This window comes from Enhygromyxa salina (assembly GCF_002994635.1).
GTDB classification, from domain to species: Bacteria; Myxococcota_A; Polyangia; order Nannocystales; family Nannocystaceae; genus Plesiocystis; species Plesiocystis salina_B.
Genome location: NZ_PVNL01000064.1, coordinates 47,074 through 72,931, shown reverse-complemented (window position 1 = coordinate 72,931; position 25,858 = coordinate 47,074). Strand labels below are relative to the sequence as shown.

At 70.7% G+C, this 25,858-nt stretch carries 6 protein-coding genes; 2 read left to right on the top strand and 4 right to left on the bottom strand.

What is annotated here, in order from left to right:
- Positions 1 to 702: a CBS domain-containing protein gene (locus tag ENSA7_RS17305; RefSeq protein ID WP_106090403.1), complete on the bottom strand. Its 702-nt coding sequence runs from the start codon at positions 700 to 702 to the stop codon at positions 1 to 3.
- A 56-nt stretch (positions 703 to 758) separates the two neighbouring features.
- On the opposite strand from ENSA7_RS17305, the gene ENSA7_RS17300 reads away from it, so the two are divergent.
- The gene (locus ENSA7_RS17300; RefSeq protein ID WP_244923831.1) at positions 759 to 1,757 is read left to right on the top strand and encodes an ATP-dependent 6-phosphofructokinase; all 999 of its coding nucleotides are present in this window, start codon (positions 759 to 761) and stop codon (positions 1,755 to 1,757) included.
- 61 nt (positions 1,758 to 1,818) lie between these two features.
- On the opposite strand, the gene ENSA7_RS45775 is transcribed toward ENSA7_RS17300, so the two are convergent.
- The 3 genes from ENSA7_RS45775 to ENSA7_RS17285 form a co-directional block, all read right to left on the bottom strand.
- Positions 1,819 to 2,529, bottom strand: coding sequence for a hypothetical protein (locus tag ENSA7_RS45775; protein ID WP_181233830.1), 711 nt, complete (start codon positions 2,527 to 2,529; stop codon positions 1,819 to 1,821).
- Positions 2,530 to 2,627: 98 nt separating this feature from the next.
- Positions 2,628 to 3,092, bottom strand: coding sequence for a hypothetical protein (locus tag ENSA7_RS17290; protein WP_244923830.1), 465 nt, complete (start codon positions 3,090 to 3,092; stop codon positions 2,628 to 2,630).
- A gap of 45 nt (positions 3,093 to 3,137) precedes the next feature.
- Positions 3,138 to 9,053, bottom strand: coding sequence for an AAA family ATPase (locus ENSA7_RS17285; RefSeq protein ID WP_106090401.1), 5,916 nt, complete (start codon positions 9,051 to 9,053; stop codon positions 3,138 to 3,140).
- Positions 9,054 to 9,368: 315 nt separating this feature from the next.
- On the opposite strand from ENSA7_RS17285, the gene ENSA7_RS17280 reads away from it, so the two are divergent.
- Entirely contained in the window at positions 9,369 to 25,844 is a 16,476-nt protein-coding gene (locus tag ENSA7_RS17280; protein WP_106090400.1) for a type I polyketide synthase, read from the top strand.
- Positions 25,845 to 25,858: the final 14 nt, after the last annotated feature.

The window sequence follows — 25,858 nt, the reverse complement described above, 5'->3', positions numbered from 1 at the left end:
CTAGCGATCCAACAGGACGTCGATCACGCTGGGTCCGTCGGTCTCGGCGCCGGCAAACGACGCGCAGCGAAACCCGAGCTGGCCGGCGGTGAGCCGCTCACTGACCGGCTCGGGCAGGTTGTGGGCGCCGGAGACGAACGCCCGCAGCCGCGCCGCGACGTCGCTGGATGCCTCGGCCCACAGCACGTCGTCGCTCGCCTGCGCGTTGGTCAGGACCAGCATGCCGGGCCCTGCGGGCGCGACACTGTCAATGTTGGGTGCGGTCAGCGGCAGGGTCGGCGACCAGCTCAGGCCGCTCTCGGGCTCCTGGTGGGGGAACGCGGGCGGGTGCGAGGGCGGCAGCCCGACCAGGCCGCGGATCACGTCGAGCGAGGACAGGAACCCGCACACGCGGCCCTGATCGTCGACGACCACGAGGTGGTGGTAGCGGAGCTGCCCCATCTCGATCCCGGCTTGCTCGATCGTGGTGCTGAGCGCGACCGTGGCCGCCGGGGTGGTCATGTGCTTGGACACGGGCTCGTCACGCTTGGCGCGGGCGAGGTTGCGCAGCGACACCAGCCCAAGCGGGACGCGGCGCTCGTCGACGACCGGCGCGGCCGTGATGCCCAGGGTCAGGATCATGGCCAGCACCTCACCGGACGGCTCGTGGGCGCGCACGGTGTAGACCTCGTGGTTCATGATTGAATCGACGCTGTCGCTCATGCTCGAGCGCGAGGGTAGCTCTTTTCTCTCGGGCGCGAGCCGTGTAAGCCTGCGCGGTGCAAGACCAACGCAAGGCGATCGCAGTGCTCACCAGCGGAGGTGACGCTTCCGGCATGAACATGGCGATACGCGCCGTGACGCGCAGCGCCCTCGCCCTGGGATGGGCCGTCTACGGGGTCAGCGAGGGCTACGCTGGACTGATCGCGCCGCCCGAGGACGGCAAGATCCGCCGCCTGACCGCGCGCGACGTCGGCGGGATCCTGGGCCTCGGCGGCACGGTGTTGGGCAGCGCTCGCTGCAAAGATTTCCATGACGCCAGCGTGCGCGCGCGGGGGATCGCCAACCTCGCCGCGCTCGGTGTCGACGCGCTGGTCGTCATCGGTGGCAACGGGTCGCAAGCTGGCGCCCACGCGCTCCACGAGCAGGGCCTGTCGGTGATCGGGCTGGCCTCGACGATCGACAACGACCTCGAGGGCACCGACATCACGCTCGGGGCCGACACCGCAGCCAACGTCGCCGTCGACGCGGTCGACAAGCTCCGCGTGACCTCGAGCTCGCATCGCCGCGCGTCGATCGTCGAGGTCATGGGGCGCTCGTGTGGCTACCTCGCCTTGACCGTTGGGCTCGCGACCGGGGCCGAGGCGATCGTGTTGCCCGAGACCGACCTCGGTCCCGACGAGGTCGCGCAGCGGATCGCGAGCGCGTACGACCGCGGCAAGCACCACGCGATCGTGATCGTCGCTGAGGGGGCGCGCTATGACGCGGCCGCGCTCGCGACGATCCTCGAGCGTGACCATCGCGAGCGGGTGCGCTTCGACATGCGCGTGACCGTGCTCGGCCACATCCAGCGCGGCGGGACGCCGACGGTGTTCGATCGCCTGCTGGGCGCCCGGTTTGGGGCCCACGCGATCGAGTGCCTCGAGCGGGGAGACAACGGGGTGCTGGTCGGCCTGCGCGGCAATGAGCTGGTGACCACGCCGCTCGCTGACGTGATCGGAAAGCAAAAGCCGCTGGCCCTCGAGCTCGTCGAGCTCGCGCAGACGCTGGCCCAGTAGCAGGATTCGAGTCGACGGGGTGCGGCCGCACCCCATCGGAGATCCTCAAATGGACCTGGGCCTAGGGATCAGGCCACATGCACACGGGCGTGTTGCCCTGGAAGCCCGGGAAGCACTCCATGTCCATTGGACAAGGGTTGCCGAAGCTGCAGTTGATCACGGGCGAGCACCAGCCCGAGTTCTGGCCGTCGCCAGGCAGGTCGGCGCAGCCGTCTTGATTGTTGACGTCGCACTGCATCTGGCCCTGGCACGGCGTCGAGCACAGACTCCACGGCTGGCCCTGGCTGGAGCCGGTTGCACAGACTTCACCCGGGGCGCAGTCGGCATCGTCACCGCTCGGGCACGGACCGTAAGGCTCGCCGCCATCGCCGTCGCCGTCGCCCGTGGGATCGCCGTCACCATCGCCGTCACCGTCGCCATCGCCGTCGCCCGTGGGATCGCCGTCGCCGTCGCCCGTCGCGGGACCACACACGCCGCCGTCACACATCAAGCCCGGGTCACACCCACCTCCGGGCGTGCACGGGCAGCCGTCGGAGCCGACCACACAGCCAGGGTCACCGTCGCCGTCGCCGGCCGGGTCGCCGTCGCCATCGCCAGTCGAGGGATCACCGTCGCCGTCGCCCGAGTTGCTAGCACTGGACTCGCCAGTGTCGGCAGTGCCAGCGGTGCCATCGGTACCGGTGCCGTCGGAACCAGTCCCGCCGCTGTCACCGCAGCCCACGCTCAGCGCCAAGAGAATCGTAGTCGTACTGACGAGCCATGAAATTCGCATGGCGGGACTGTCTCGCGAAATCGAGCGTCGCGCAGCACAAATCTGGCACTCAGACCCTGCGACATTCACGCAATTGGGGGCCCGCCCCGGGTCAGACCCTATTTTCCCCGGAATCGCGCGTTGGTCTGCTCATCGGTTCGCGCAGAGCTCTCGATGATCGCCTCATAGATCGCGTCACCCTCGAGCCCTTTGCCGCGGTTCTTGTCGACGAGATACTCGAAGGTCGGTCCGTCGGGGTCGCCATATTTGGCCTGATCGCGGGCCCGCAGCTGCTCGACCTCGGCCTCGCTGGACATCTTGTTGCGCGCCTCGATCCGCGCGTCGTGGCGAATCGCGTAGGCCCGCTGCGCCCGCAGCTCGGCGCTGAGACCCTCGGCCAGCCACGCCTGATTTTGCTCGGGGATCGTCGCGACCTGTGCGTTGTACCAGTCGCGGACCTGCTCATTGGTCATGGCGCCATCGCGGGCGGCGGCCGAGCTCGCGCTCGCGCCCACGTCCCCCCGACACCCAACGCTAAACAGCGCAACAATCAGAACCACCAACAGCGCGCGCAGCTTCGACATCCCGACAAGCATACCCAAGCCCGCTGCCCACGGGGCTAACTCATCTCACTCGTCCAGGGCTTCGCGGACTTTGCGGGCGAGCGAGTCGCGGGTGAAGGGCTTGGTCAGGAACGCCCGCGGGTCCTTGTGCTCGTCGAGCCCCTTGATCGCGTCTTCGGTGTAGCCGGAGACATACAGCACCGCCATGTCGCGGAACTTCTTCAAGACCTCGTCGATGACCTCGCTGCCGCTGATCCCCGGCAGCACGACGTCGGTCAGCAGCATGTCGATCCAGTCGCTCTCGGCGGCGATCTTCAGGGCGTCCTCGCCGCTGGCGGCCTCGAGCACCATGTAGCCCTGCTGGGTGAGGATCGTGGTCATCAGCTTGCGAACGCTGGCGTCGTCCTCGACCAACAAGATGGTCTCGCGCCCGCCGGGGAGCTCATCGGACAGGTTGGCGCTCGTCGGGTCCAGCGAGGCATCGACCACCGGCAGGTAGACCGAGAAGATCGTGCCCACGCCGAGCTCGCTCTGCACTTCGATGAAGCCGCCGCTCTGCTTGACGATGCCGTGGACGGTGGAGAGCCCCAGCCCGGTGCCTTTGCCCGCCGCCTTGGTCGTGAAGAAGGGCTCGAAGATCCGCTCGCGGGTGGCCGCGTCCATGCCCGCGCCCGTGTCGTAGACCTCGAGCATCACGTACACGCCAGGCTCGCGGTTCTCGTGGCGCCACATCTTGGCCGGGCTCAGCTCGCTCTGCGAGGTGCGGACCCGGATCTCGCCGCCTTCGGGCATGGCATCGCGGGCGTTCACGACCAGGTTGAGCGCGACCTGCTCGAGCTGGCCCGGGTCGACGCGGATCCAGCCGATGCCCTCGCGCAGCTCGAGGATCAGCTCGATGTCCTCGCTGATCAGTCGCCGCAGCATCTTGCTCATGGCGCTGACGCTCTCGTTGAGGTCGAGGACCCGCGGCTGCAGGAACTGCTTGCGGCTGAACGCGAGCAGCTGACGGGTCAGCGCGGTGGCTCGCTCGGCCGCGTCCATGACCTCTTCGAGCGCGTCCGCGGCCGGGTAAAGGCCTTCGCGGGCGAGCTCGGCGCTGCCCATGATCACGCTCAGGAGGTTGTTGAAGTCATGGGCGACGCCACCCGCGAGCGCGCCGACGGCCTCCATTTTTTGCGACTGCCTGAGCTGGCCCTCGAGCTGCCTGTGCTCGGTGTCGTCGCTGCTGATCAAGGTGACGCGCATGACCTCGCCGCCGCGCAGGATCGGGCTCAGACGGGTCGTCCACCAGCGGCGGTCCTCGCCCTGGCCGAGGACCTCGGCCTCGAAGCTGTCATGCTCACCCGAGTCGAACACCTTGGTGATCGCGGCCGCGACTCGCTCCTGGTACTCGGGGGCGAACAGCGAGGTCATGCTGGTGCCGATGAGACCGCGCCCCTCGTTGACGAGGCCGCGTCCGCGATCGACGACGCCGCGATTGATGAACATGATGCTCGCGTGGCGATCGACGATCGCGATGTTGTCGGGTGCGTGCTCGACCAGCGAGGCCCACTGGGCCTCGCGGCCACGCAGCTCGTCGAACAACCGCGCGCTCTGCAAGGAGATCGCCGCCTGCGCGGCGAGGTGCTCGAGGATCTCGAGGCGGTCCGGCGTGAACACGCCAGTGACGAGGCGGTTCTCGAGGTAGAGAACGCCGACCAGCTGGTTCTGGGTCAGGATCGGCATGCAGACGATCGACAACACCTTGCTGGGCGGCTCGGCGAGGTTGGTGCGGACGTCGAGATCTGCGCGCGCGTCGTGAATGATCCGTGGCTCGCGGGTGCGCGCGACCAGACGAACCAACGAGGTCGGCAACATGGCGTCGGCCTCGGCGAGGGCGATGGGCTCACGGACCCGTCCGGTCGAGCCTTCGTTGTCGTTCTCGACGACGACGTAGAGCACCGTGTCGATCTGTTGGACCAGCACGCCGCGCTGGGCCCCAGCGTTCTCGATGGCTGCCGCGAGCACCCGCGAGACGACCTCGTCGTGACTCTGGCCGCGCGTGATCCCCAGCGTGCTCTTGAGCACGCTGGCGACGTCGAGCGAGGCGCTCATCGCCGTGGTCGTCGTGGAGACGGTCTCGTTGATGTTGTAGGGGATCGCCGTGGTCGTGGACAAGAACCGAAGATCGGGGAAGTCCCGCTCGATCTGGGCGACCTTGCCGGTCGCGCCCCAGGCCTCGTACAGGCTGTGCGCGCGCATCATGGGCGTGTGGGCCAGGCCCTCCCAGCCGCGTGCGTTCATGAGGTGTCCCAGGCGCTCCCACGCCAGCGCTTCGATCTGGGGAAACTGCTCGTGGGCCGCGTGTGCGACCTGCTCGTAGAGATCTTGGGCCCGCTCGGTCTGACCGTCCGTGCGCGCGGTCTCGGCCTCGAGCAGCAGCGCGTGGGGACCGAGGTTGCCGCTGTAGACCGCGGCCCACTTGCGCAGCTTTCGGTGGCTCGCGCGAACAATCCGACGACGGCCGCGGCGTTGATCCTCGCGGGCGTCGTCGAGCGACATGGCCGCGGCCATACCCCGGTAGAACACGAACTCGGGGTGAAGGTAGAACCCAAACAGACCCTCGCCGACCTTGTCGACGACGGACTCGGACAGGGCCAGGGCGCGCTGTGGTTGGCCGAGAAACACCAGCGGCTGCATGGCCCAGTTCACGGCCACGCAGCGCGGGTACAGCAGCGTGAAGCTGTCGGGGTCGAAGTCGTCGAGCACCTCGGTGCCCTCGAGGGCCTCGGACATGCGGACCCGGACGCGGATCGCGTCGGCGAACTCGACCATGCCCGTGTTGTTCGCGAACCGAGCGGCCTCCTGGGCGTTGACACGCACGACGTCGAGCGGGCGGCCCATGGAAGACTGGTAGCCGACCCGGTGCAGGGTCGCGTAGGTCGCGTACTCGAGATCGCCCTCTTCGAGCGCGAGCTCGAAGCTGGACTGGACCCCCGTAAAGCACTCGGGGTACGGGCGCGTCCAGTGCAGGACGATGCTGTGCGCGAGCAAGACCGTGATGCCGCGGCGCGTCGCTCCCGGCTCGTGGATCAGCTCGAGTGCATGGTGAGCGAGCTCGGCTGCGCCTTGGTGGTCCCCGAGCGCGCCGGCCATCAACATGCACACCAACGCCAAGTAATAGGAAAAGCTGGAGGTTCGCCCGATCCGCAGGCTCTCGAGCGCCGCCAAGCTGATGATGACGGGGACCAGCGTGCCGCCGACCACATACGCGGGGCCCACCAGCTTCGCCAGCAGCTCCATGCGCACGCGCGCCGATGGATCTTCGCACGAGCTCAGCTGATCGAGCGACGGTCGGACCTTGGCCCGAAACGCCCACTTCATCCGGATCAGCGCAGTGATGACCACGTGGGGCCCCGGCGACGGGGACAGCCGGACACCCAGCTTGTCGAGCCCCGCGAGGGCCCAGCGGATCGCATCTTTTTGGCGGCCAGCGATGGTGCACGCGTCGAGACGAATGAGCGCGACGTTGGCGTAGTCGAGCGGACTGAGCGCGTCGTTCATGAGCTCGTCGAACAGCGCGGACGCCCGCTCATAGTCCCCCATCAGCGAGACACAGCGAGCATGTTGGACACCCAGCGAGAGCGCGAGCGCGTCGCTTCGCCCGATCACCTTGGCCACTGACTTTCCGCTCCACGAGGCGTCGGCGCGCTCGAGCGCCCGGAGCCCGGCCTCGAGGTGCCGCGCGGCCATGGTCGAGGCCGACGCCCGGAGTCCAGCCTGGCCGGCGAGGAGGTCGAGCTCGGCCAATTCCCACAGGCGCTCGGGGTCGGTCTCGGTCTCGATCGTGCGGTTGAGGTGATCGACGATGTCGTAGACCCGCTCGTGGAGCTGGGCCTCAGGCACGGTGTCCCGCAGGAACCGGCCGATCCGCTGGTGGTAGCGGCGCTCTCGATCGCGGTCGAGCCAGTGCCGGGCGCCTTCCTCGATGCGATCGTGGGTGAAGCAGACGACCGAGTCCGACAGGGTCAGCAGGCCCTCGTCGGCCAGCGAGACCACGTCGGGGAGCAGGTCGGCCGGCCGTCGCTCGAGCGCGGCCGCCAGCCCAGACAGGTCAAACCGGCTGCCCGCGCAGGCCGCCGCCGCGAGCACCTCGCGCAACGCCGGCGAGAGCCGCTCGAGTTTGGCCTTGATCATGCCCAGCGCGTCGCTGGGGATCCCCGACTTGCGGACGGCGTCGGCGCTCCAGGTCCAGCCCCCCGGGCCGCGGGTGAGCGCGCCGTCCTGCTCGAGCAAGACCAGGAGCTGGCGAATCAGGAGCGGATTGTTGTCGGTCCGCCCAGCCAGGGAACCCGCGAGCTCGGTCGCGCGCTCGCGGTCGACCTTGAGCGCGTCGACGATCAGCTCCGTCACGGCCGCCGCGGACAGCGGCCCGAGCTCGATCTCGACGGTGTCTTCGACGCGATGCGCGAGCGCTCGCAGCGGGTGGTCGTCGTCGACCTCCTCGTCGCGATAGGCGCCAATCACCAACAGGCCCTTGGCGCCGCTGGCCGTCACCAGCTGCTCGATCACTCGCAAGCTGATGGGATCGCTCCACTGCAGGTCGTCGAGGAACAACACCACGGGGTGTTCGGGCGCAGCGATCGTGGCCACGAGCCGACCCAGCGCGACGAGCAAGCGGTTGCGGGACTCGAGGGCCCCGAGCTCGAGCGCGTCGGGCTGGGCCCCCAAGAGGTGCTCGAGCCCGGGGACCAGCGGCACGAGCACCGAGGCGGTCGAGTCGAGCTCTTCGCTCAGCCGTCGCTTCCACTCGTCGAGCCGGTCTTCGTTCTCGATCAGCAAGCGATCCACGAGGCGCGAGAGCGCCTGGGTCACGCCCAGCAGCGGCACGTTGCTGCGGAACTGCTCGAATTTTCCGGCGGCGAAGTAGCCCTCGCGGTCGGCGAGCTGCGGCTGCAACGACTGGATCAGCGCGGTCTTGCCGATCCCCGACGGGCCGTGCAGCAACAGGAACTCTGCGCGGCCAGCACACGCTCGCTCAAACGCCTCGGACAGGCGCTCGACCTCTGCCGCCCGCCCGTACAGGCGATCCGGCAGCTCGAGGCGCGCGGAGGCGTCGCCCAGGCCAAGCTCGAAGGTGGGTATCTCGAACCCCTTTCGGTCTCGCTGGCAGCGCTCGAGATCGTGCAGCAACCCGAGCGCCGACTGGTAGCGATCGATCGGATCTTTGGCGAGCAACCGCGCGACAATTGCCGCGAGGACCTTGGGGATCTCGGGGCGCAGCTGCTGGAGCGACGGGGGCACCCGGGCGAGGTGCGCGTGGACCAGCCGCAGCGGCTCGGTGTCGGTGAACGGCGGACGCCCGGCCAGCATCTGGTAGAAGGTTGCGCCGAGCGAGTACAGGTCGCTGCGGTGGTCGACCGCGCGGGTCGTGCGACCGGTCTGCTCGGGCGCCAGATACGGGAGTGTGCCGGCGAGCACACCCAGGTCGTAGATTTCACGGTGGTCGCGCTCGAGCGCCACGGAGATGCCGAAGTCGGCGAGGCAGATCTCGAGGGTCTCAGGGTCGACGAGCAGGCTGCTGGGCTTGATGTCACGGTGGATGACGCGGCGTGCGTGGACCTTGGTGAGGATCGCTGTCGTCTTGACCGCGAGCACCAGGAAGGTCTCGATGTCGAGCGGCCGACCGCCCAGGAAGTTGTCGAGGTCGACACCGGGGAAGCGCTTGAGGATCAGGACCCGCTGCTGACCTGCGCGCACCAGATCCACGGCCTCGACCGCACCGCCGACCCCGAGCGAGCTCAGCAGCCGATACTCGTGCTCGAAGTGGCCGTCGGTCGCGTCTTTGTCGGCCAGGTAAAACTTGGCGATGACGGCGAGGCCGTCGCGATTGCGCGACGCGTGATACACGGCCGTGCTCCGGGTCTTTCGGAGCAGCCGCTGGAGGTCATACCCATCGAGGAAGCCGAGCGAGGCCCCTTTTCGTGCCTCAGAATGCGTCATCACTTCGCTCGTGGGCAGCAATGTATCCTCATTTGCCAGGGGTATGAAGTGCGACCTTCTAAAGGGGCGAGATCGCTCAGAGAACCGCCGTTCCCCTGCGAAAGCGAGCGCGCGGCTGGGACATAATTGGACATCGAGAACAGCGGCTGAGCGTCGATAGCGCTGGGATACAATCAAACGCGGCTGGGAGCCAAGTCACCGTTTGCCGCGCTTTGAATGTGAGGCAGGGTCTTCGGGGGTGACGATCTTCTGGGCTCGTGGCGAGGCTGCCAGGACCACCGTCGCTCGGCAAGTGAGACATCCGCGTAACGTTCCATGGCCGACTCGTCTGTCAACCGCCCCAGCCCACTTCGAGGCCCACTTCGAGAGTGGATTGTCGAGCAAGTCGCAGGCCTGCTGGAGGTCGACCCCGGGCGGGTGCTGCTCGACCGGCGGCTGCGAGATCAGGGGCTGGACTCCGTGCTCGCGCTGGCGCTGTTGACCAAGCTCGAGGCTCACATCGGTCGCTCGCTCGCGACGACGACCCCGTGGCGCTACCCGACCATCGACGCGCTGGTGACCTACCTCGAGGGCGCCAGTCCCCAAGCTACCTCGCAGGCCGAGCTGACCGCCGCGGTCAACGAGCCCGTTGCGATCGTGGGTCTGGGCTGTCGGTTTCCGGGCGCGGCGTCGCCCGAGGCGTTCTGGCGGCTGCTGCGAGACGGGGTCGACACGATCACCGAGGTTCCGCTCGACCGCTGGGACGCGGATCGTTGGTACGACAGCGATCCGGCGGCCGCGGGCAAGGCGGCGACGCGATGGGGTGGGTTTCTCGACCATGTCGATCGCTTCGATCCGGCGTTCTTCAATATCTCTCCGCGTGAGACTCGCGAGATGGATCCACAGCAGCGGCTGTTCCTCGAGGTCGCCTGGGAGGCGCTCGAGAGCGGTGGCGTGGTCCCACGCTCGCTGGTCCACAGCTCGACGGCCGTGTTCGCGGGCGCGATGTGGAATGACTGGGATCGGGTGGTTGGTGACGACCCGGCCCGGATCCAGCAGCACAGCGCGACTGGGCACGATCCAGGAATTATCGCTGGGCGCTTGTCTTACCTCCTGGGGGTTCGTGGGCCGAGCTTGACGGTGAACACAGCCTGCTCATCATCGCTGGTTGCGGTTCACCTTGCCGTGCAGAGTTTGCAGCGGGGCGAGTGTTCCCGCGCGCTGGCGGGCGCCGTGAACCTGTTGCTGTCGCCGCTGAGCACGGTGGCGATGAGCAAATTCGGCGCGATGGCGCCCGACGGCCGGTGCAAGGCGTTTGACGCCCGCGCCAACGGCTATGTCCGCGGCGAGGGTGTCGGCGTGGTGCTGCTCGAGCCGCTCTCGCTCGCGCTCGAGCGCGGCGCTCCGATCTACGCGGTGATCCGCGGCAGCGCGATCAACAACGACGGCTACTCGAACGGACTCACGGCGCCCTCGGGCGAGGCGCAAGAGGCCGTGCTCTCGCGCGCGTGGGCGGTCGCCGGGCTGCCCCCCGCAGAGGTCGATTTCGTCGAGACCCACGGGCCCGGGACCTACCTCGGTGATCCGATCGAAGCCGAGGCGATCGGCGCGGTGTTTGGTCCCGGACGCGAGGACCCGCTGGTGATCGGCTCGGTCAAGACCAACCTGGGCCACCTCGAGGCCGCGGCGGGCATGGCCGGGCTGATCAAGACGACCCTCGCGCTCCACCACGGGGCCATTCCGCCCAACCTGCACTTCGAGACGCCCAACCCCCACATCGACTTTGATCGGCTGCGCCTGCGGGTGCCCACGCACGTGCTCGACTGGCCCGAGCGCGACCGAACGCGGCTGGCCGGCGTCAGCTCGTTCGGGTTTGGCGGGACCAATGCCCACGTCGCGCTGGCCTCAGCGCCCGGCGCTCTGCGAGCCGCTGCGTCGGTGCGGGTGGAGATTCAGCAAGCCCAAGCACACTCACCCGCGCAGCCGCCCGAGCTGGTGTTCGTGTTCTCCGGCCACGGCGGTCAGTGGTTGGGGATGGGCCAAGCCCTGCTCCATCGGGAGCCCGAGTTCCGGGCCGCGGTCGAGGCCTGCGACGCCGCGTTGCGCCCGCTGATCGGCTGGTCGACGCTGCAGCGGCTGTGCAGCCGCGAGCCTGGCGAGTCGCCCGACGTCATCCAGCCGCTGCTGTTTGCGATCCAAGTCGGGTTGGCTCGCACCCTGGCGGCCCACGGCGTCCGCCCTGACAAGGTGATCGGCCAGAGCATCGGCGAGGTCGCGGCTGCTCATGTGGCGGGTCATCTCTCGCTCGAGGACGCCGCGGCGGTGATCGCTGCCCGGGCCCGACTCGCGGCGGCGCACCTCGCTGGCACCGGCGAAGTCATGGTCGTTCGGCTCCCCGCCGAGCAGCTCGAGCAGCTCCCTCCTGGGTTGTCGCTCGCTGGCAAGATCGCTCCGGGCCGCACGCTGGTGACCGGCAGCCCGAGCTCACTCGACGCGGCGGCGAGCACCTGGGAAGCCCAGGGGGTTCGCTGCGGGCGGGGCCGTGTCGGCTACGCGTCCCACTCTCCGCTCGTCGAGCCGATCCTCGCCGAGCTCGAGGCCGCGCTCGCGGACATTGCTCCGGGTGCCGGAGTGATCCCGTGGTGGTCGACCACGCTCGACGGCTGGGCCGCGCCCGGATCAGCGACCGCGAGCTACTGGGCCAAGAACCTCCGCCAGCCGTTCGACTTGCTCAACGGGCTGCGACAGCTGAGTCGGGCGCGCGCTCCGGTGTTTGTCGAGATCGGTCCGCACCCGGTGCTGGGCTCGGCGATCCGCGAGACGGTGACGACGATCTCGACCCGTGACGGTCCTGGCGATGGCTCTGGCGACGCCCTGGCCTGCACGTACCGCGAGCAAGACGAGTACGTCGACTTCCACGCGCTGCTCGAGACCCTCCACGATCGCAGCCTCGTTCACCCGGTCGAGCCGCGCCGGTCGACGATCGTCCCCGTGACGGCGACCACGCCCAAGGGGCTCGAGCGCGCGGCGTTCGACCTGCGGGCGTACCTGGTCCGCAATCCCGAGGTCGCGCTCGAGGACCTCGCGTGGACGGGGCTGCGCCATCGTCCGCACCACCGCTACCGGGCCGCGCTGGTCGCCGGGGACCGCGAGAGCTTGATTCGAGGCCTCGCCCAGCTCGACGGAACCGGAGGCGCGCCTGTCGAGGCGACGCCGGTGGTTCACCGGGGCAGCGCGCGCGAGGGGGGCCGGGTCGCGTTCGTGTTCCCGGGACAGGGCGCGCAGTGGGTCGGCATGGGGCAGCGCTTGCTCACCAGCGCCCCAGTGTTTGCCGAGGCGCTCGATCGCTGCGACGCGGCGCTTCGGCCCGAGACCGGCTGGTCGGTGCGCGAGGTCCTGCTCGCGGATCCGAGCGCACCCCCGCTCGAGCGCATCGACGTGGTTCAGCCGACGCTGTGGGCCGTGATGGTCTCGCTGGCCGCCCTGTGGCGGTCGTGGGGGATCGAGCCGGACATGGTGATTGGTCACTCGCAAGGGGAGATCGCCGCGGCCTGCGTCGCGGGGGGCCTGTCCCTGGCCGACGGCGCGCGGGTGGTCGCGCGCCGCAGCCGTCTGTTGCTGGGGATCGCGGGTCGCGGCGCGATGGCGGCGGTCGGGCTCGGGCTCGAGGCGCTGATCGAGCTGCTGCCCGACGAGCTCAGCCTCGCGGTCGTCAATGATGGGGAGAGCAGCGTGGTCGCGGGGGATCCCGAGGCCGTGGACGCGTGGGTCGAGCAGCTGCGCGAGCGAAACATTTTTGCCCGGCGGGTCGACGTCGACATCGCCTCGCACAGCGCCCAGATCGACGCGCTCCGCGACGCGCTGTACGCCGAGCTCGACCAGCTCGCGCCGGCCGCCGCGGGCGTGCCGATGATCTCCACGGTGTTCGACCGCGAGTTCACGGGCGAGGATCTCGATGGCTCGTACTGGATCGAGAACCTGCGCCGTCCGGTCCGCTTCGATCGGGCGCTGCGTCGGGCGATCAACTTGGGGGCCGAGATCTTCATCGAGGTCTCGGCTCACCCGCTGCTGACCGGGGTGATCGAGCGGGCGCTCGCCGAGCTCGACGTGGGACCGGGCGACGGCCAGGTCGACAGCCAGCTCGGTGGTCGGGGCGCGGTGGTCGGTAGCCTGCGGCGCGGGCACGACGAGGTCGAGGCGCTGCTCGACTCGCTGGCCGGGTTGTTCGTCGCCGGGGTGGCGTTCGATCCCCAGCCGCTGCTGGCGCGAGGAAAGATCGCGCCGCTGCCAACCTCGGTGTTCACCCGCGAGCGGTTCTGGCCGCCCCCGCCGTCGGCGGCGCGCTCGACCGGGCCCCGGCCGAGCGCCGCGGGTGGCTGGGTGCTCGAGCTCGAGCTCGATCAGCACCGCCAGCTGTGGCTCGGCGACCACCGCGTGCACGGCGAGATCGCGGTCCCCGGGATCGCGATGATCATGTGGATGCGCGAGGTGATCGCCAGCGTGCCCGGCAGCTGGGAGGTCAAGAACTCGGTGCTCGAGGTTCCGCTGATCCTCGACGGTCACGCCCGCTCCGTTCAGGTCTCGGCCCAGCGCGAGGGCGAGGGCTACGCGGTCGAGGTGTTTGCGACCAAGCACGCGGAAGCCACCTGGGTGCGCCACGCCAAGGCTCGCCTGCAGCGCAGCGTCGAGTTTCCCGTCGGCGAGATGCCCGCGCTCGACGAGGCTGCAGCCGAGCCTGCGCCCTACGCCAGGTGGGCCGAGGCCGGCAACGACTATGGCCCGGCGTTTCGCGGGATCGAGCGACTGGTCCGCGATGGCGACACGATCATCGCTGACCTCGCGCTGCCCGAGGGCGTCGATACCCACGGCACGGAGCGCGGCATCCACCCGGCCTTGCTCGACGCGGGTCTGCAGCTGTTGTTGGTCGACGCGCCGATCGAGGGTCAGGCCAACGCGTTGTTCACGGCGGACCTGCGGCTGGTTCGGAGCCAGGCCAAGCGGGTCCGGGCCGTGGCCTCGCGCCCGCGGGGGCCGCTGAGCGGTGACGTGACGCTGTGGGATCGCAGCGACGGCGGCCTGCTCGGTCACCTCGGCGACGTCTCGCTGTTGCCGGTCGATCGGGCTGACCTCGCCACAGACGAGCCGGTCGGCGCGCTGCGCCTGAGCTGGAGGTCGGAGCCGATCGCCATGGTCACGCCCTCGGACCGCTGCGTGATCGTGGTCGACGAGATCACGCCGCTCGGCGAGGAGCTGAGCTACCTGCTGCACGACGCGGGCTCCGAGGTCGAGCTGGTCCTGCGCGAGGACCTGCAGCAGACGCTTCGCGCGGGCCAGCGCGCGCACGTGATCGCGCTGTGGACGACCCCCGAGGGCCCGGCCGACGAGGCCGCGGTGGCGCTCACGCGGGCCGCCGTCGAGGTCCTGCGCGCGGTCGTCGACGCGGGCGCGACCTCGACCTGGGTCACCTGCGGCGCCCAGGTGATCCCCGGCCAGGCGCGAGCGAGGGGCCAGGGGTCGCCCGCATTGGCGGCGCTGTGGGGGCTCGGGCGGGTGCTCCAGCGCGAGCACCCCGAGATCAGCCACCGCCTGATCGACCTCGCAGACGAGCACGCGATCGCGCTGCTGTCCGACGCGCTGTTCGTCGACGATCACGAGGAGCAAGTTGCGATCGTCGACGGGCGCCGGCTCGTCCGTCGCCTGGTCCCGGCGCCGCCCGCCGCCGAGGCCAGCTGGACCGGCGGACGGGTGCTGATCACGGGCGGAGCCGGGTTCGTGGGGCGCCAGCTCGCGCGCTGGCTGATCGAGACGGCGGGGGCCGAGCAGGTGATCCTGGCCAGTCGCAGCGATCCTTCATTGGCCGCCCGCGAGCAGGTCGAGGATCTCGGCGAGGCGATCCGCTTCGCTCGCTGCGACGTCACCGATCGCGCGTCGCTCGAGCGGCTGCTGGCGACGCTGCCGTCGCTGACCGGGGTCATCCACGGCGCGATGGCCCTGAAAGACGCCCCGCTTGCTACGCTCACGAGCGATCAGATCGCCGAGGTCATGGCGCCCAAGGTCACGGGCGCGATGTTGCTGCACGAGCTTTGTCGCGACCACACGATCGAGCGCTTCGTGCTGCTGTCGTCGATGGCCTCGGTCCTGGGCAACCCGGGACAGGGCGCGTACGCGGCCGCCAACGCGTTCTTGGACGCCCTGGCCGAGCAGCGCCACGCCGCTGGTCTGCCAGCCCAGAGCCAGAGCTGGGGCATCTGGACCAACCAATCGCAGCGCCTGACCGAGCACGACCGCGAGCGGTTTCGGAGGTCGGGCGTGCGCCCGCTCGACGCCAAGGAGGGCGTGCAGTGGTTCGCCTCGGCCTGGAACACGGACGCGCCGCACCTGGTGTTGGTGCCCGTCGACTGGGATCAATTCTCGGACTCGCTGAGCTGGACGCCGCCGCTGATCGAAGATCTCGTCACGAAGATCGTGGCAGCGCCGAGCGCCGCCCCCCGCACGAGCGGGGTGATCGCTACAGTGGCCGCGCTCGAGCGCGCCGTCGAGGCCGAGGTGCTCGACATCCTCGGCCAGGAGCGGAGCCTCGATCGCGACATTGGCTTCGCCGAGCAGGGCATGGACTCGCTGATGGCGGTCACCCTGCGCGGCCGGCTCGAGCAGCTCTTGCACCTGCAGCTGTCGGCGACGATCGCCTTCAACTACCCCACGCTGCCGCGCCTGGTCCGTCACCTCGGCGAGCTCCTGGGACTGACCGCCGAGCAGCAGGTGGCCCGGCAGATCGTCGCCAGCGACCACGCGGCGATCGCCGTGATCGGCATGGCCTGTCGGTTCCCCGGCGCCGACTCGGCCGAGGATCTATGGTCGATGTTGCTGGCCGGGACCGACGCCGTGGTCCCGATCCCCAGCTCGCGCTTCGACATCGAGCCCTGGTACGACCCCGATCCCGACGCGCCCGGCCGCACCTACGCGCGCGAGGCCGGGCTGATCAGCGAGGTCGACGGGCTCGACCTCGGTTACTTTCGGATCTCCCCGCGCGAGGCGCTGAGCATGGATCCGCAGCAGGGCCTGCTGCTCGAGGTTGGCGTCAGCGCGCTCGAGGACGCCGGGGTCATGCTCTCGGCGCTCGAGGACAGCTCGGCCGGGGTGTTCGTCGGGGCCCTCAACTATGATCACGGCGCGCAGCTGCTCGGGCGGGCCGAGGCCGACTGGATCGACGGGTTCACGGCCAGCGGGACCCGCAGCTCGGTGCTCTCGGGTCGTCTGAGCCACTTCCTCGGGGTCCACGGACCCTCGCTCACGGTCGACACGGCGTGCTCGTCGTCGATGACGGCGATCCATCTGGCGGTCCGCAGCCTGCGGGCTGGTGAGTGCGACCTGGCGATCGCGGGGGGCGTCAACGCCTTGTTGTCGCCGCTGACCCTGGTCGAGCGCAGCAAGAACCGGATGTTCTCGCCGACCGGCCGCTGCCGCCCGTTCGACGCGGGCGCCGACGGCATAGCGATTGGCGAGGGCTGCGGGATGGTCGTGCTCAAGCCGCTCAGCGAGGCGATGCTCGCGGGCGATCGGATCCGGGCGATCATCCGCGGCTCGGCGCTCAACCACGACGGGCGCACCAGCGGGCTGACCGTGCCCAACGGGCTGGCCCAGCGGGCGTTGCTGCGCTCGGCGATCGTCGAGGCGGGCGTGCAGCCCGAGGAGGTCGGCTACGTCGAGGCCCACGGGACCGGGACCTCGCTCGGCGATCCCATCGAGCTCGAGGCGCTGTCCAAGGCCATGCGCCTGGCCGACGACTCGCCGCTGTGGGTCGGCTCGCTCAAGGCCAACCTCGGCCACCTCGAGTCGGCGTCCGGGGTCGCGGGGTTCATCAAGGCCGTGCTCGCGCTCGAGCACCGGATGATCCCGCCGCAGATCCACTTTGATCGCGGCAACCCGATGGTCCCCTGGGACAGCTCGCCGCTGCGCGTGCCCCAGCATGCGACCGACTTACCCGGCCAGTTCGCGGGCGTGAGTTCGTTTGGGTTCAGCGGCACCAACGTGCACGTGATCCTCGAGCGGGGTCTTTCGGCCGAGGATCACCCGCCCCCGCCGGGGCCCTCGCTGCTGTTGTTGTCGGCCCGCGACGAGCGAGCCCTCGAGCAGCTGCGCGGGCGCTGGACCGCGCTGCTCGCTGGCCAGCACCCGCCGCTGGCGGATCTGTGTCACACGGCCGCGCGCCGCCGCGGCAACCATGCCTGGCGACTGGCGGTCGCGGGCGACGGCGCGGGCGAGCTCGCTGCCCGCCTGCGCGCGGCCCCCCTGATCCAAGCTGGCCGGACCGCGCCGTCCGTGGTGTTCGTGTTCGCCGGGCAGGGGGGCGTGTACCGGGGCATGGGCCGCCAGCTGCTCGAGTCCTCGATCGAGGTCAGGCAGATCCTCGAGGACATCGACGGGCTCGTGCTCAGCCTCGGCGGCACGAGCGTGCTCGATGCCCTGCGCGACGAGGAGCTCGACGCGACCGAGCTCGCGCAGCCGGCGATCTTCGCCCTTCAGGTCGGCCTCGTGACGTGGTTCGCCTCGCACGGGATCCGCCCGGCCGCGGTGGTCGGTCACAGTGTCGGTGAGCTGGCGGCCGCGTGGGCGTGCGGCGCCCTGCCGCTGTTCGAGGCCTGCCACATCGTGACCATGCGCGCCGGCGTCATGGCCAACCTGCGCGGCAGCGGGGGGATGCTGGCGCTGGCGATCGCCCCCGACGAGGTCGCGGCGCTCGGCGAGCCCGAGGTGAGCGTGGCGGCGATCAACGGGCCAAGCTCGTGTGTGCTCGCCGGACCACTCGCCGCGCTCGAGCGGGTCCGGGCCACGTTCGCCAGCGCCGGTCGGTTCGCGCGCTGGGTGTCGACCGAGTACGCGTTTCACAGCCCCGCGGTCACGGCCGCGAGCGTGCGGCTGCGCAAGTTCGCGGGCAACGTCGAGACCGAGTCGGCTGAGCTGCCGCTCTACTCGACGGTCGATGGCGCTCGCCGAGAAGCGCCGCTGGACCTCGACTACTGGGTCCGCAACATGTGTGAGCCCGTGCGCTTCGCCGCGGCGATCGAGGCCGTCGCCAACGACATGGACGCGGTGTTCGTCGAGCTGGGTCCGCACCCGGTCCTGCAGATCCCGATCGCGCAGGTGTTGGCCGAGCGCGGCGCGGATCATGACGCCGCGCAACGGGCGACCGTCGCGACCTTGCGGCGGGACGGCAGCGCCCGGCTCGAGCTCGCCGAGGCCGCGGGCCGGCTTCACGGTCTGGGTGTGGCCGTCGAGCTCGAGCGCTTGATCCCGCCGGCCAACGTGACCTCGCTGCCCGTGTACCCGTGGCAGCGCCAGCGGCATCGGCTCCCCGCGGCGCCCGTGGCCACACCCAGGCGCGGGACCGCGGCGGGCCACATCCTCGTCGCGCCGCCGGGCTGGGCTGACCTCGTTCGTCTGGATCAACCCCGACCAACCTGGGAGGCGAGGCCGAGCGCCACAGCTCGACTCGACGCGGGCGCCCTGATCACGCTGTTGATCGCGCTGGTCGACGCGCCCCTGGTCGACGCCCTGCTGGCCGCGAGCACCCACAGCATCGAGCGCGTGCACGTCATGCGCACCCGCGACGGCGTCGAGGTCTGGTCCGACGATGGTCACGGCTGGCGCGAGCTGCTGAACGCCAACCTCGCCCCGGCCGCCGCCCTCGCGCCGTGGTCCAGCGACGTGGTCTGGGAGCCGTGCTCGGCCGCCGAGCTCGAGGCCGAGCTCGCGCCGATCCAGCGCTCGCTCGGGGCCGACGTCACGGCGATCGAGCGTGGGGGCGCGAGCTGGCGGCTGCGCCTGAACGGCGTCACCACGGTCCGCGCGTTCGAGCTCGCGGGCACGCTGGCCTCGCTGATCCACGGCAGCGCCCGGGTATTGGGTGGTTGGAGCCGGCTGCACGGTCGCGCGACGCCGAGCCGCGTGGGCGCGCTGGTCGTCACCCACACGCAGCTCGTGATGTTCGATCCCGACGGCCGCGAGCTGATCCTCGTCGAGGCCACGCAGTGGGATCGGGATGCTCACCCACCCACGCAGACCCCCGCGGAAGCGCCCCCGCCCGCCGCGGTCGCAAGCTCGCTGGTCGCGGCGCTCGAGCGATTGACGGTGACCGAGCGCGAGCACGCGCTGGCTGACTGGATCGAGCTTCAGGCCAAGTCCGCCCTGATGATCGAGCACGAGCTGCCCCGCGACGAGGGCCTGTTCTCACTCGGCATGGACTCGCTGCTGGCGATCGGGCTGCTGACCAGCTTGAGCAAGGCGCTGGCGGTGTCGCTGCCCAGCACCTTGGTGTTCGAGCACCCAAGCGTGTCGGCGCTGGCCCGCGCGGCCCTGAATTTTGTCGACTGGTCGTCCCCGGCTGCGCCCAGCCCGGTCCCGCAGCGCGAGCTTCGCAAACCCGGCGCCGTGATCGTCCGCGAAGCCGAAGTCGAAGCCCGAGTCGATCCCCGCCCGCGCGACGGCCGAGACCCGCGCCTGGACGAGCCGATCGCCGTGGTCGGTGTCGCCTGTCGGCTGCCGGGCGCCGACTCGGTCGACGAATTCTGGAGCTTGCTCGAGGCCGGCGTCGACGCGGTCACGACCGTGCCCGCGGATCGCTGGGACGCCGAAGCCTGGACCGACGCCGATCCCGATCGCCTCGGCCGCATGGTCTCGGCCGAGGGCGGGTTCCTCGGCGATCTCACCCGCTTCGATCCGGCGTTCTTCGGCATCTCGGCCCGCGAAGCCGAGCGCATGGATCCGCAGCAACGGTTACTGCTCGAGGTCGGTCATGAGGCCTTCGAGCAAGCCGGCTGGCCGGCCGCAAGCCTGCGCGGGTCTCAGACTGGCGTGTTCGTGGGCATCGGCACCGAGGACTTTGCTCAGCTGAAATTCCACGCCGGGTCGGCCGAGGACATCGGCGCGTATGACTTCACCGGGACCGACACGTCCGTCGCCGCCGGTCGGCTGTCGCACACCTGGGGCCTCGAAGGTCCGTGCATGGCGATCGACACGGCTTGCTCGTCGTCGCTCGTGGCGCTGCACCTCGCGGCGCAGTCGCTGCGGCTCGGCGAGTGTGATCGTGCGCTGGTCGGTGGCGTGAACGTGATCCTCGCCCCCGAGCTCGGCGTGTTCCTCAGCCGCGCTCGCGCGATGTCGGCGAGCGGTCGGTGTCGGACCTTCGACAGCGCCGCCGACGGCTACGTTCGCGGCGAGGGCTGCGTGGTGCTTGCGGTCCGCCGCCTGTCCGACGCCGAGCGAGCGGGGGATCGGATCCTCGCGTTGATCCGCGGCTCGGCGGTCCGCCACGACGGCCACGCGAGCGGGCTCACCGTCCCCAATCCAGCCTCGCAGACCGCGGTGATCCGGGCGGCGCTCGCCAGCGCCCGGGTCGAGCCGCACGAGGTCTCGATGATCGAAGCCCACGGCACGGGCACACCTCTCGGCGATCCGATCGAGGTTCGGGCCCTCACCGAGGTGTTTGGCGGCCGCGCGGACCGGCTGTGGCTGGGCTCGCACAAGACCAACCTCGGCCACCTCGAGTCCGCGGCCGGGATCACGGGGGTGCTCAAGGTCGTGCTCGCGCTGCGCCATCGCGTGGTGCCGCCGCACCTGAACTTGAACACGCTCAACCCCAACATCGATCTGGGACCGCTGCGCGCCGAGATCCCCACGCGCGCGGTCGCCTGGGAGCCAAGCGGTGGGCGACGCCTCGCGGGCGTGAGCTCGTTTGGGTTCGGCGGGACCAACGTCCACATCGTGCTCGAGCAAGCGCCCGCGCGTGAACCAGCGGCGCGCCCGGCCGCGATCGAGCGACCTTACCTGTTGCCGCTGTCGGCCCGCTCGCTCGCGGCGCTGCAGGCCCGGGCCGAGTCGACCGCCGTGCGCGTGGGCGCGGCTACCTCCGCGCAGGAGATCGACGACATCGCGCTCACGCTCGGTGCCCACCGCGATCATCACCCAATGCGGATCGCGGCGCTCGGCGAGCGGAACGAGCTGCCCGAGCTGCTGCGCCACGCCGAGCCAAGCAAGGTCGGGCGCCACGCGCGACTGGTGTTCGTGTTCTCCGGGCAGGGCTCGCACACCCTGGGCATGGCCCAGGAGCTCTACGTCCACGAGCCGGTGTTTCGCGCGGCGATCGACCGCATCGCCGAGGCGTTCGAGCCCACGCTTGGTTGGTCGCTCAGCGCCGAGCTCGTCGGCTCCGAGTCGTCCGACGCGCGCAGCCTCGATCGGGCCGAGGTCGTTCAGCCGCTGCTGTGCGCGATCCAGATCGCGCTCGCGCGGGTGCTCGAGAGCTGGGGACTGCGGCCAGATGGCGTGGTGGGTCACTCGATCGGCGAGGTCGCGGCGGCCGTGATCTCTGGCGCGCTCGAGCTCGGTGACGCCGGTCGGGTGATCGACGCCCGCAGTCGACTCGTCGCCGAGCGTGCGCCCGCTGGCGGAATGGCAGTCGTCGAGCTGTCGCGGGCCGAGGCCGAGGCCGAGATTGCCGGCGAGCTCCACGAACTCCACGTGGCCGCGGTCAACGGCCCGCAGACGGTGTTGCTCGCGGGGGCGCCCGAGGCTCTCGATCGCTTCGGCGTGCAGCTGCAGGCGCGCGGTCGGTTCTTTCGCCGGGTTGCGATCGGCTACGCCTCGCACAGCCCCGGCATGGACGACTTGATCGAGCCGCTGAAAGCCGCGCTGATCGGCCTGAGCCCGCGCCCAGCCACGACGACCATGTACTCGACGGTCCGCGCCCGGGCGGTGGTCGGGACCGAGCTGGATCCGAGCTACTGGGGCGACAACCTGCGGGCCCCGGTGCGCTTCGACGAGGTCGTGCTCGAGCTGCTCTCGCGCGGGCCCGTCACCTTCGTGGAGATCGGCCCGCACCCGGTGCTGGGCTACGGGATCAAGCAGTGGTGCGAGGCCCACGAGGGCCGCAGCGTGTGCCTGCCCAGCTTGCGCCACGACACCAGTGACCGCCGCAGCATGCTCGAGCTGGTCGGCCGGCTGTACGAGCGCGGCCACGATCCCGACTGGTCGGCCCTCAACCCGCACGGCAGCTTCATCGAGCTGCCCACCTACCCGTGGGATCGCCAGCGCTACTGGCCGGCGATCGGGCCCGCGCGCAGCTCCAGCGAAGGCCGGCTGATCGCCGAGGCCGGCAACGAGGGCGTCCGCGTGCTCACCCTGCAGCTCGGCGGCGAAGACTGGCTCGCCGATCACCGCGTGGGTGAGGTCATCGTGGTCCCCGGCGCGGCCTACCTGGTCTGGGCCCGGCGCGCCGTCGGTGCCCGCGACGAGGAGGTCGAGGTCCGCGAGCTGACGATCGAGGGCGCGCTGACCCTTGGCGAGCACGAGCAGGTCGAGGTCCAGACGGTCTGCCACATGGTCGAGCCCGGGGTCTGGGACGCCGAGGTGCTGTCGTTGAAGACTGGGCGTGACGCGTCGGGTGGCGCGTGGGTTCGCCACGCGCGGGCCCGGGTCGTCGCGCGGCCGCCCGCGATCGATCAGGCCAACGGCCGCGTCGCAATGGCGGCGATCCGCCAGCGCTGCGCCGACGTCCTCGCGGGTGAGCAGCTCTACGAGCGCATGGCCGCGGCTGGCCTGCGCTATGGGCCGGCGTTTCAGGGGATCGTCGAGCTGCGCGTGGGCGCGAGCGAGTCCCTGGCCGAGCTGCACACCACCGAGGCCGTCGCGGGCACCGACGCGCTGCACCCCGCGTGGGTCGACGCGGCCCAGCACGCCGTCGCGCCGCTGCTGAGCGCCGGGCGCTGGCTGCCCGTCGGGGTCGAGTCGCTGCTGGTCCGCGGCGGGATCCCCAGGCGAGCCCTCGTCCACGCTCGGCTGCGCGAGCCCACCGCCAGCGACCTCGCGGCCCGCGAAGCCGTGACCGATCTGACCGTCCACACCGACGACGGCGCGATCGCGGCGACCATGAAGGGGCTCCGCCTGCGCCGCGTCGACTCGCAGACCTCGACCCTCGACGAGCTGCGGCTGTTTGAAGACACATGGACGGTCGCCCCCAGCGCGGCGGCCCCGACCGTGCCGAGCGGCCCATGGGTGGTCTGCGGCGGCGAAGACGAGCTGGCGGGCTTGATCATCGAGGCGCTGCGCGAGCGTGGCGTCGAGCAGATCACCCGAGTCGACGCCTCCGCGACCCTCCCCGTCGCCGAGATCGATGGCGCCACCTGGATCCAGTTCGGCAGCGCCGCGCTCGACGAGCTGTGGCGACCGCTGCATCGGATCGCGGCCGTCGACGCCGAGCCGGGCAGGGTCGTCCTCGTGACCCGCGGCGCCTGGTCGATCGGCGACGGCAACTCGGGCGCTGCGACCATGATCGAGCCGAGCGCACGCGCAGCCTGGGGCCTGGGCCGGACGCTGCGACACGAGCTCGCGCAGTGGGATCTGTCGCTGATCGATCTCGATCCCACGGAACGCCCAAACAGCTCGATCGCGGCCATGCTCGATCACCTGCTCGCCCCCGACGACGAGCGCGAGCTGGCGTTTCGTGCCGGCGAGCGATGGGTGACGCGCTGGCGCGGCGCCCCGATCCCACCCGCACCCCCGCAGCGGATCGCCGACGCCATGGATCGCCCGTTCAGGCTCTGGTGCGCGCAGCCGGGCGACCTCAACAGCTTGGCCCTGCGCGAGCTCGACCGCGGCGAGCCCGACCACGGCGAGGTCGAGGTCGCGATCGAGGCCGCCGGCGTGAGCTTCTCCGACGTGCTCAAGGCCCACGGCCTGTACCCGGGCGTCAACGGCCCGCCCCCGCTCGGGGTCGAGTGCAGCGGACGGATCGCCCGGCTCGGCCCCGGCGTCGACGACTGGTCGATCGGCGATCCCGTGGTCGCGATCCTCAGTGGCGGCGGGTTCGGCACTCACGCGATCACCCGCGCGTCCCTGCTCGCGCGCCGGCCAGCGCGGCTCCCACCGGCCGCCGCCGCGACCCTCCCCGGCGTGTTCCTGACCGCGTTTCATGCCCTCGTGAAGCTGGCCCAGGTCGGCCCCGAGGATCGGGTGTTGATCCACTCGGCGAGCGGCGGCGTCGGCCAGGCGGCGATCCAGATCGCCCTGGACGCTGGCGCCGAGGTCTACGGCACCGCCGGAACCCCAGACAAGCGCGCCTTGCTGCTCGAGCTCGGCTGCAAGCAGGCGTGGTCGTCCCGCACCCACGAGTGGTTCGAGGGCGTCCGCGCGGCCACCGACGGCGAGGGGGTCGACGTCGTGCTCAACACCCTGCCCGGCGAGGATCTGCGCCTCGGCATCGAGATCCTGCGCAGCGGCGGGCGCTTCCTCGAGATCGGACGGACCGACATCTACGCCAACAAGCGCCTGGGCATGGAGGTGTTTCGCAAGAACGTGGCGCTGTTCGCCGTCGACATCGGCGAGCCCGCGCTGCTGGCCTCCGCGGCCCTGCGCGAGTCGCTGCGCGAGCTGGTGGCCCGGGTCGACGCCGGGCGCTATCAGCCGCTGCCGTTTCGAACCTGGCCGATCGAGCGCGGCGCCGATGCCCTGCGCGAGATGGCGCGGGGCCGGCACACGGGCAAGCTGGTGCTCGAGCTGCCCGATCCCCAGCAGGCGACCAACCGGATCATGCTGCCGGTCGCGGGCTCCGTCGAGCTCGGGCTGTTTGGTGGCACCTGGCTGATCACCGGAGGCACGGGCGCGCTCGGTCTGCGCTGCGCAACCATGCTGGCCCACGCCAACGTCGCGCGGCTCGTGTTGGTCGGGCGGCGGGCCCCGAGCGACGCCGCCGAGCTGGAGATCGCCGCGATCCGGGCGCAGGGCGTCGAGGTCGTCGTCGCCGCCTGCGACGTCGCCAACCGCGACGCGGTCGCCGAGCTCGTCGGCGCCCACGAGCACGAGCTCGAGGGCATCATCCACTGCGCGGGCGTGCTCGACGACGCGCTGCTGCGCGACCTCGACGACGCCCGCTTCGCCCGGGTGATCGCCGCCAAGGTCCACGGCGCCCAGCACCTGCACGAGCTCACCCGCGAGCTGCCGCTGATGCACTTCGTGCTGTTCTCGTCGCTCTCGGGCGTGCTCGGCTCGCCGGGGCAGGGCGCCTACTCGCTCGCCAACGCGTATCTCGACGGCCTCGCCGCGGCTCGCCACGCCCAGGGTCTGCCCGCGCTGTCGATCGCCTGGGGTGCGTGGAAGGACATCGGCCTGGCCGCCGCCGACGAGCGCCGCGGGGCTCGGCTCGCGCGGCGCGGGCTGCCCTCGCTGACGCCCGACGCGGGCATCGATCTGCTGAGCCGACTGCTGACCAGCGCCGTCGCCCCGACCTGCGTGAGCGCGACGCCGCTAAACTGGCCCGCGTACCGCAGCGCCCAGCCCGAGATGGGCCAGACCCCGCGCTTTGCCCTGCTCGCGCCAGGTGCCGCCGCCAAGCCGGCCCCGGCGCTCAGCATCGAAGCTCTGTTCGCCGACGCTCACGGACCCCGCGAGCGTCGCCGCAACCTCGAGCGCTGGGTGCTCGAGCGCGCCGCAGCTGTGCTCGGCGTCTCGCCCACGCAGATCAGCCAGGACCAACCGCTCGCCGAGCTCGGGCTCGACTCGCTCATGAGCCTCGAGCTGCGCAATCAGCTGCAGACCCTGGTTGACGGCAAGCTCCCCAGCACCTTGTTGTTCACGTTCCCGACGATCGTCGCGCTCGCCGGGCACCTGCACGAGCTCGTCGCGCCCGAGGCCGAGGCCGATCCACCTGCCCCCCAGCGCGCCGCGCCAGCGCCTGTGAGCGCACCGATCGAAGGCGCCGACGCCAGCGATGACGAGGTCATGGCCGCGCTTTTGCTCGAGCTCGCCGAGCCCATGTCCTGATCCCCCACAGGCTC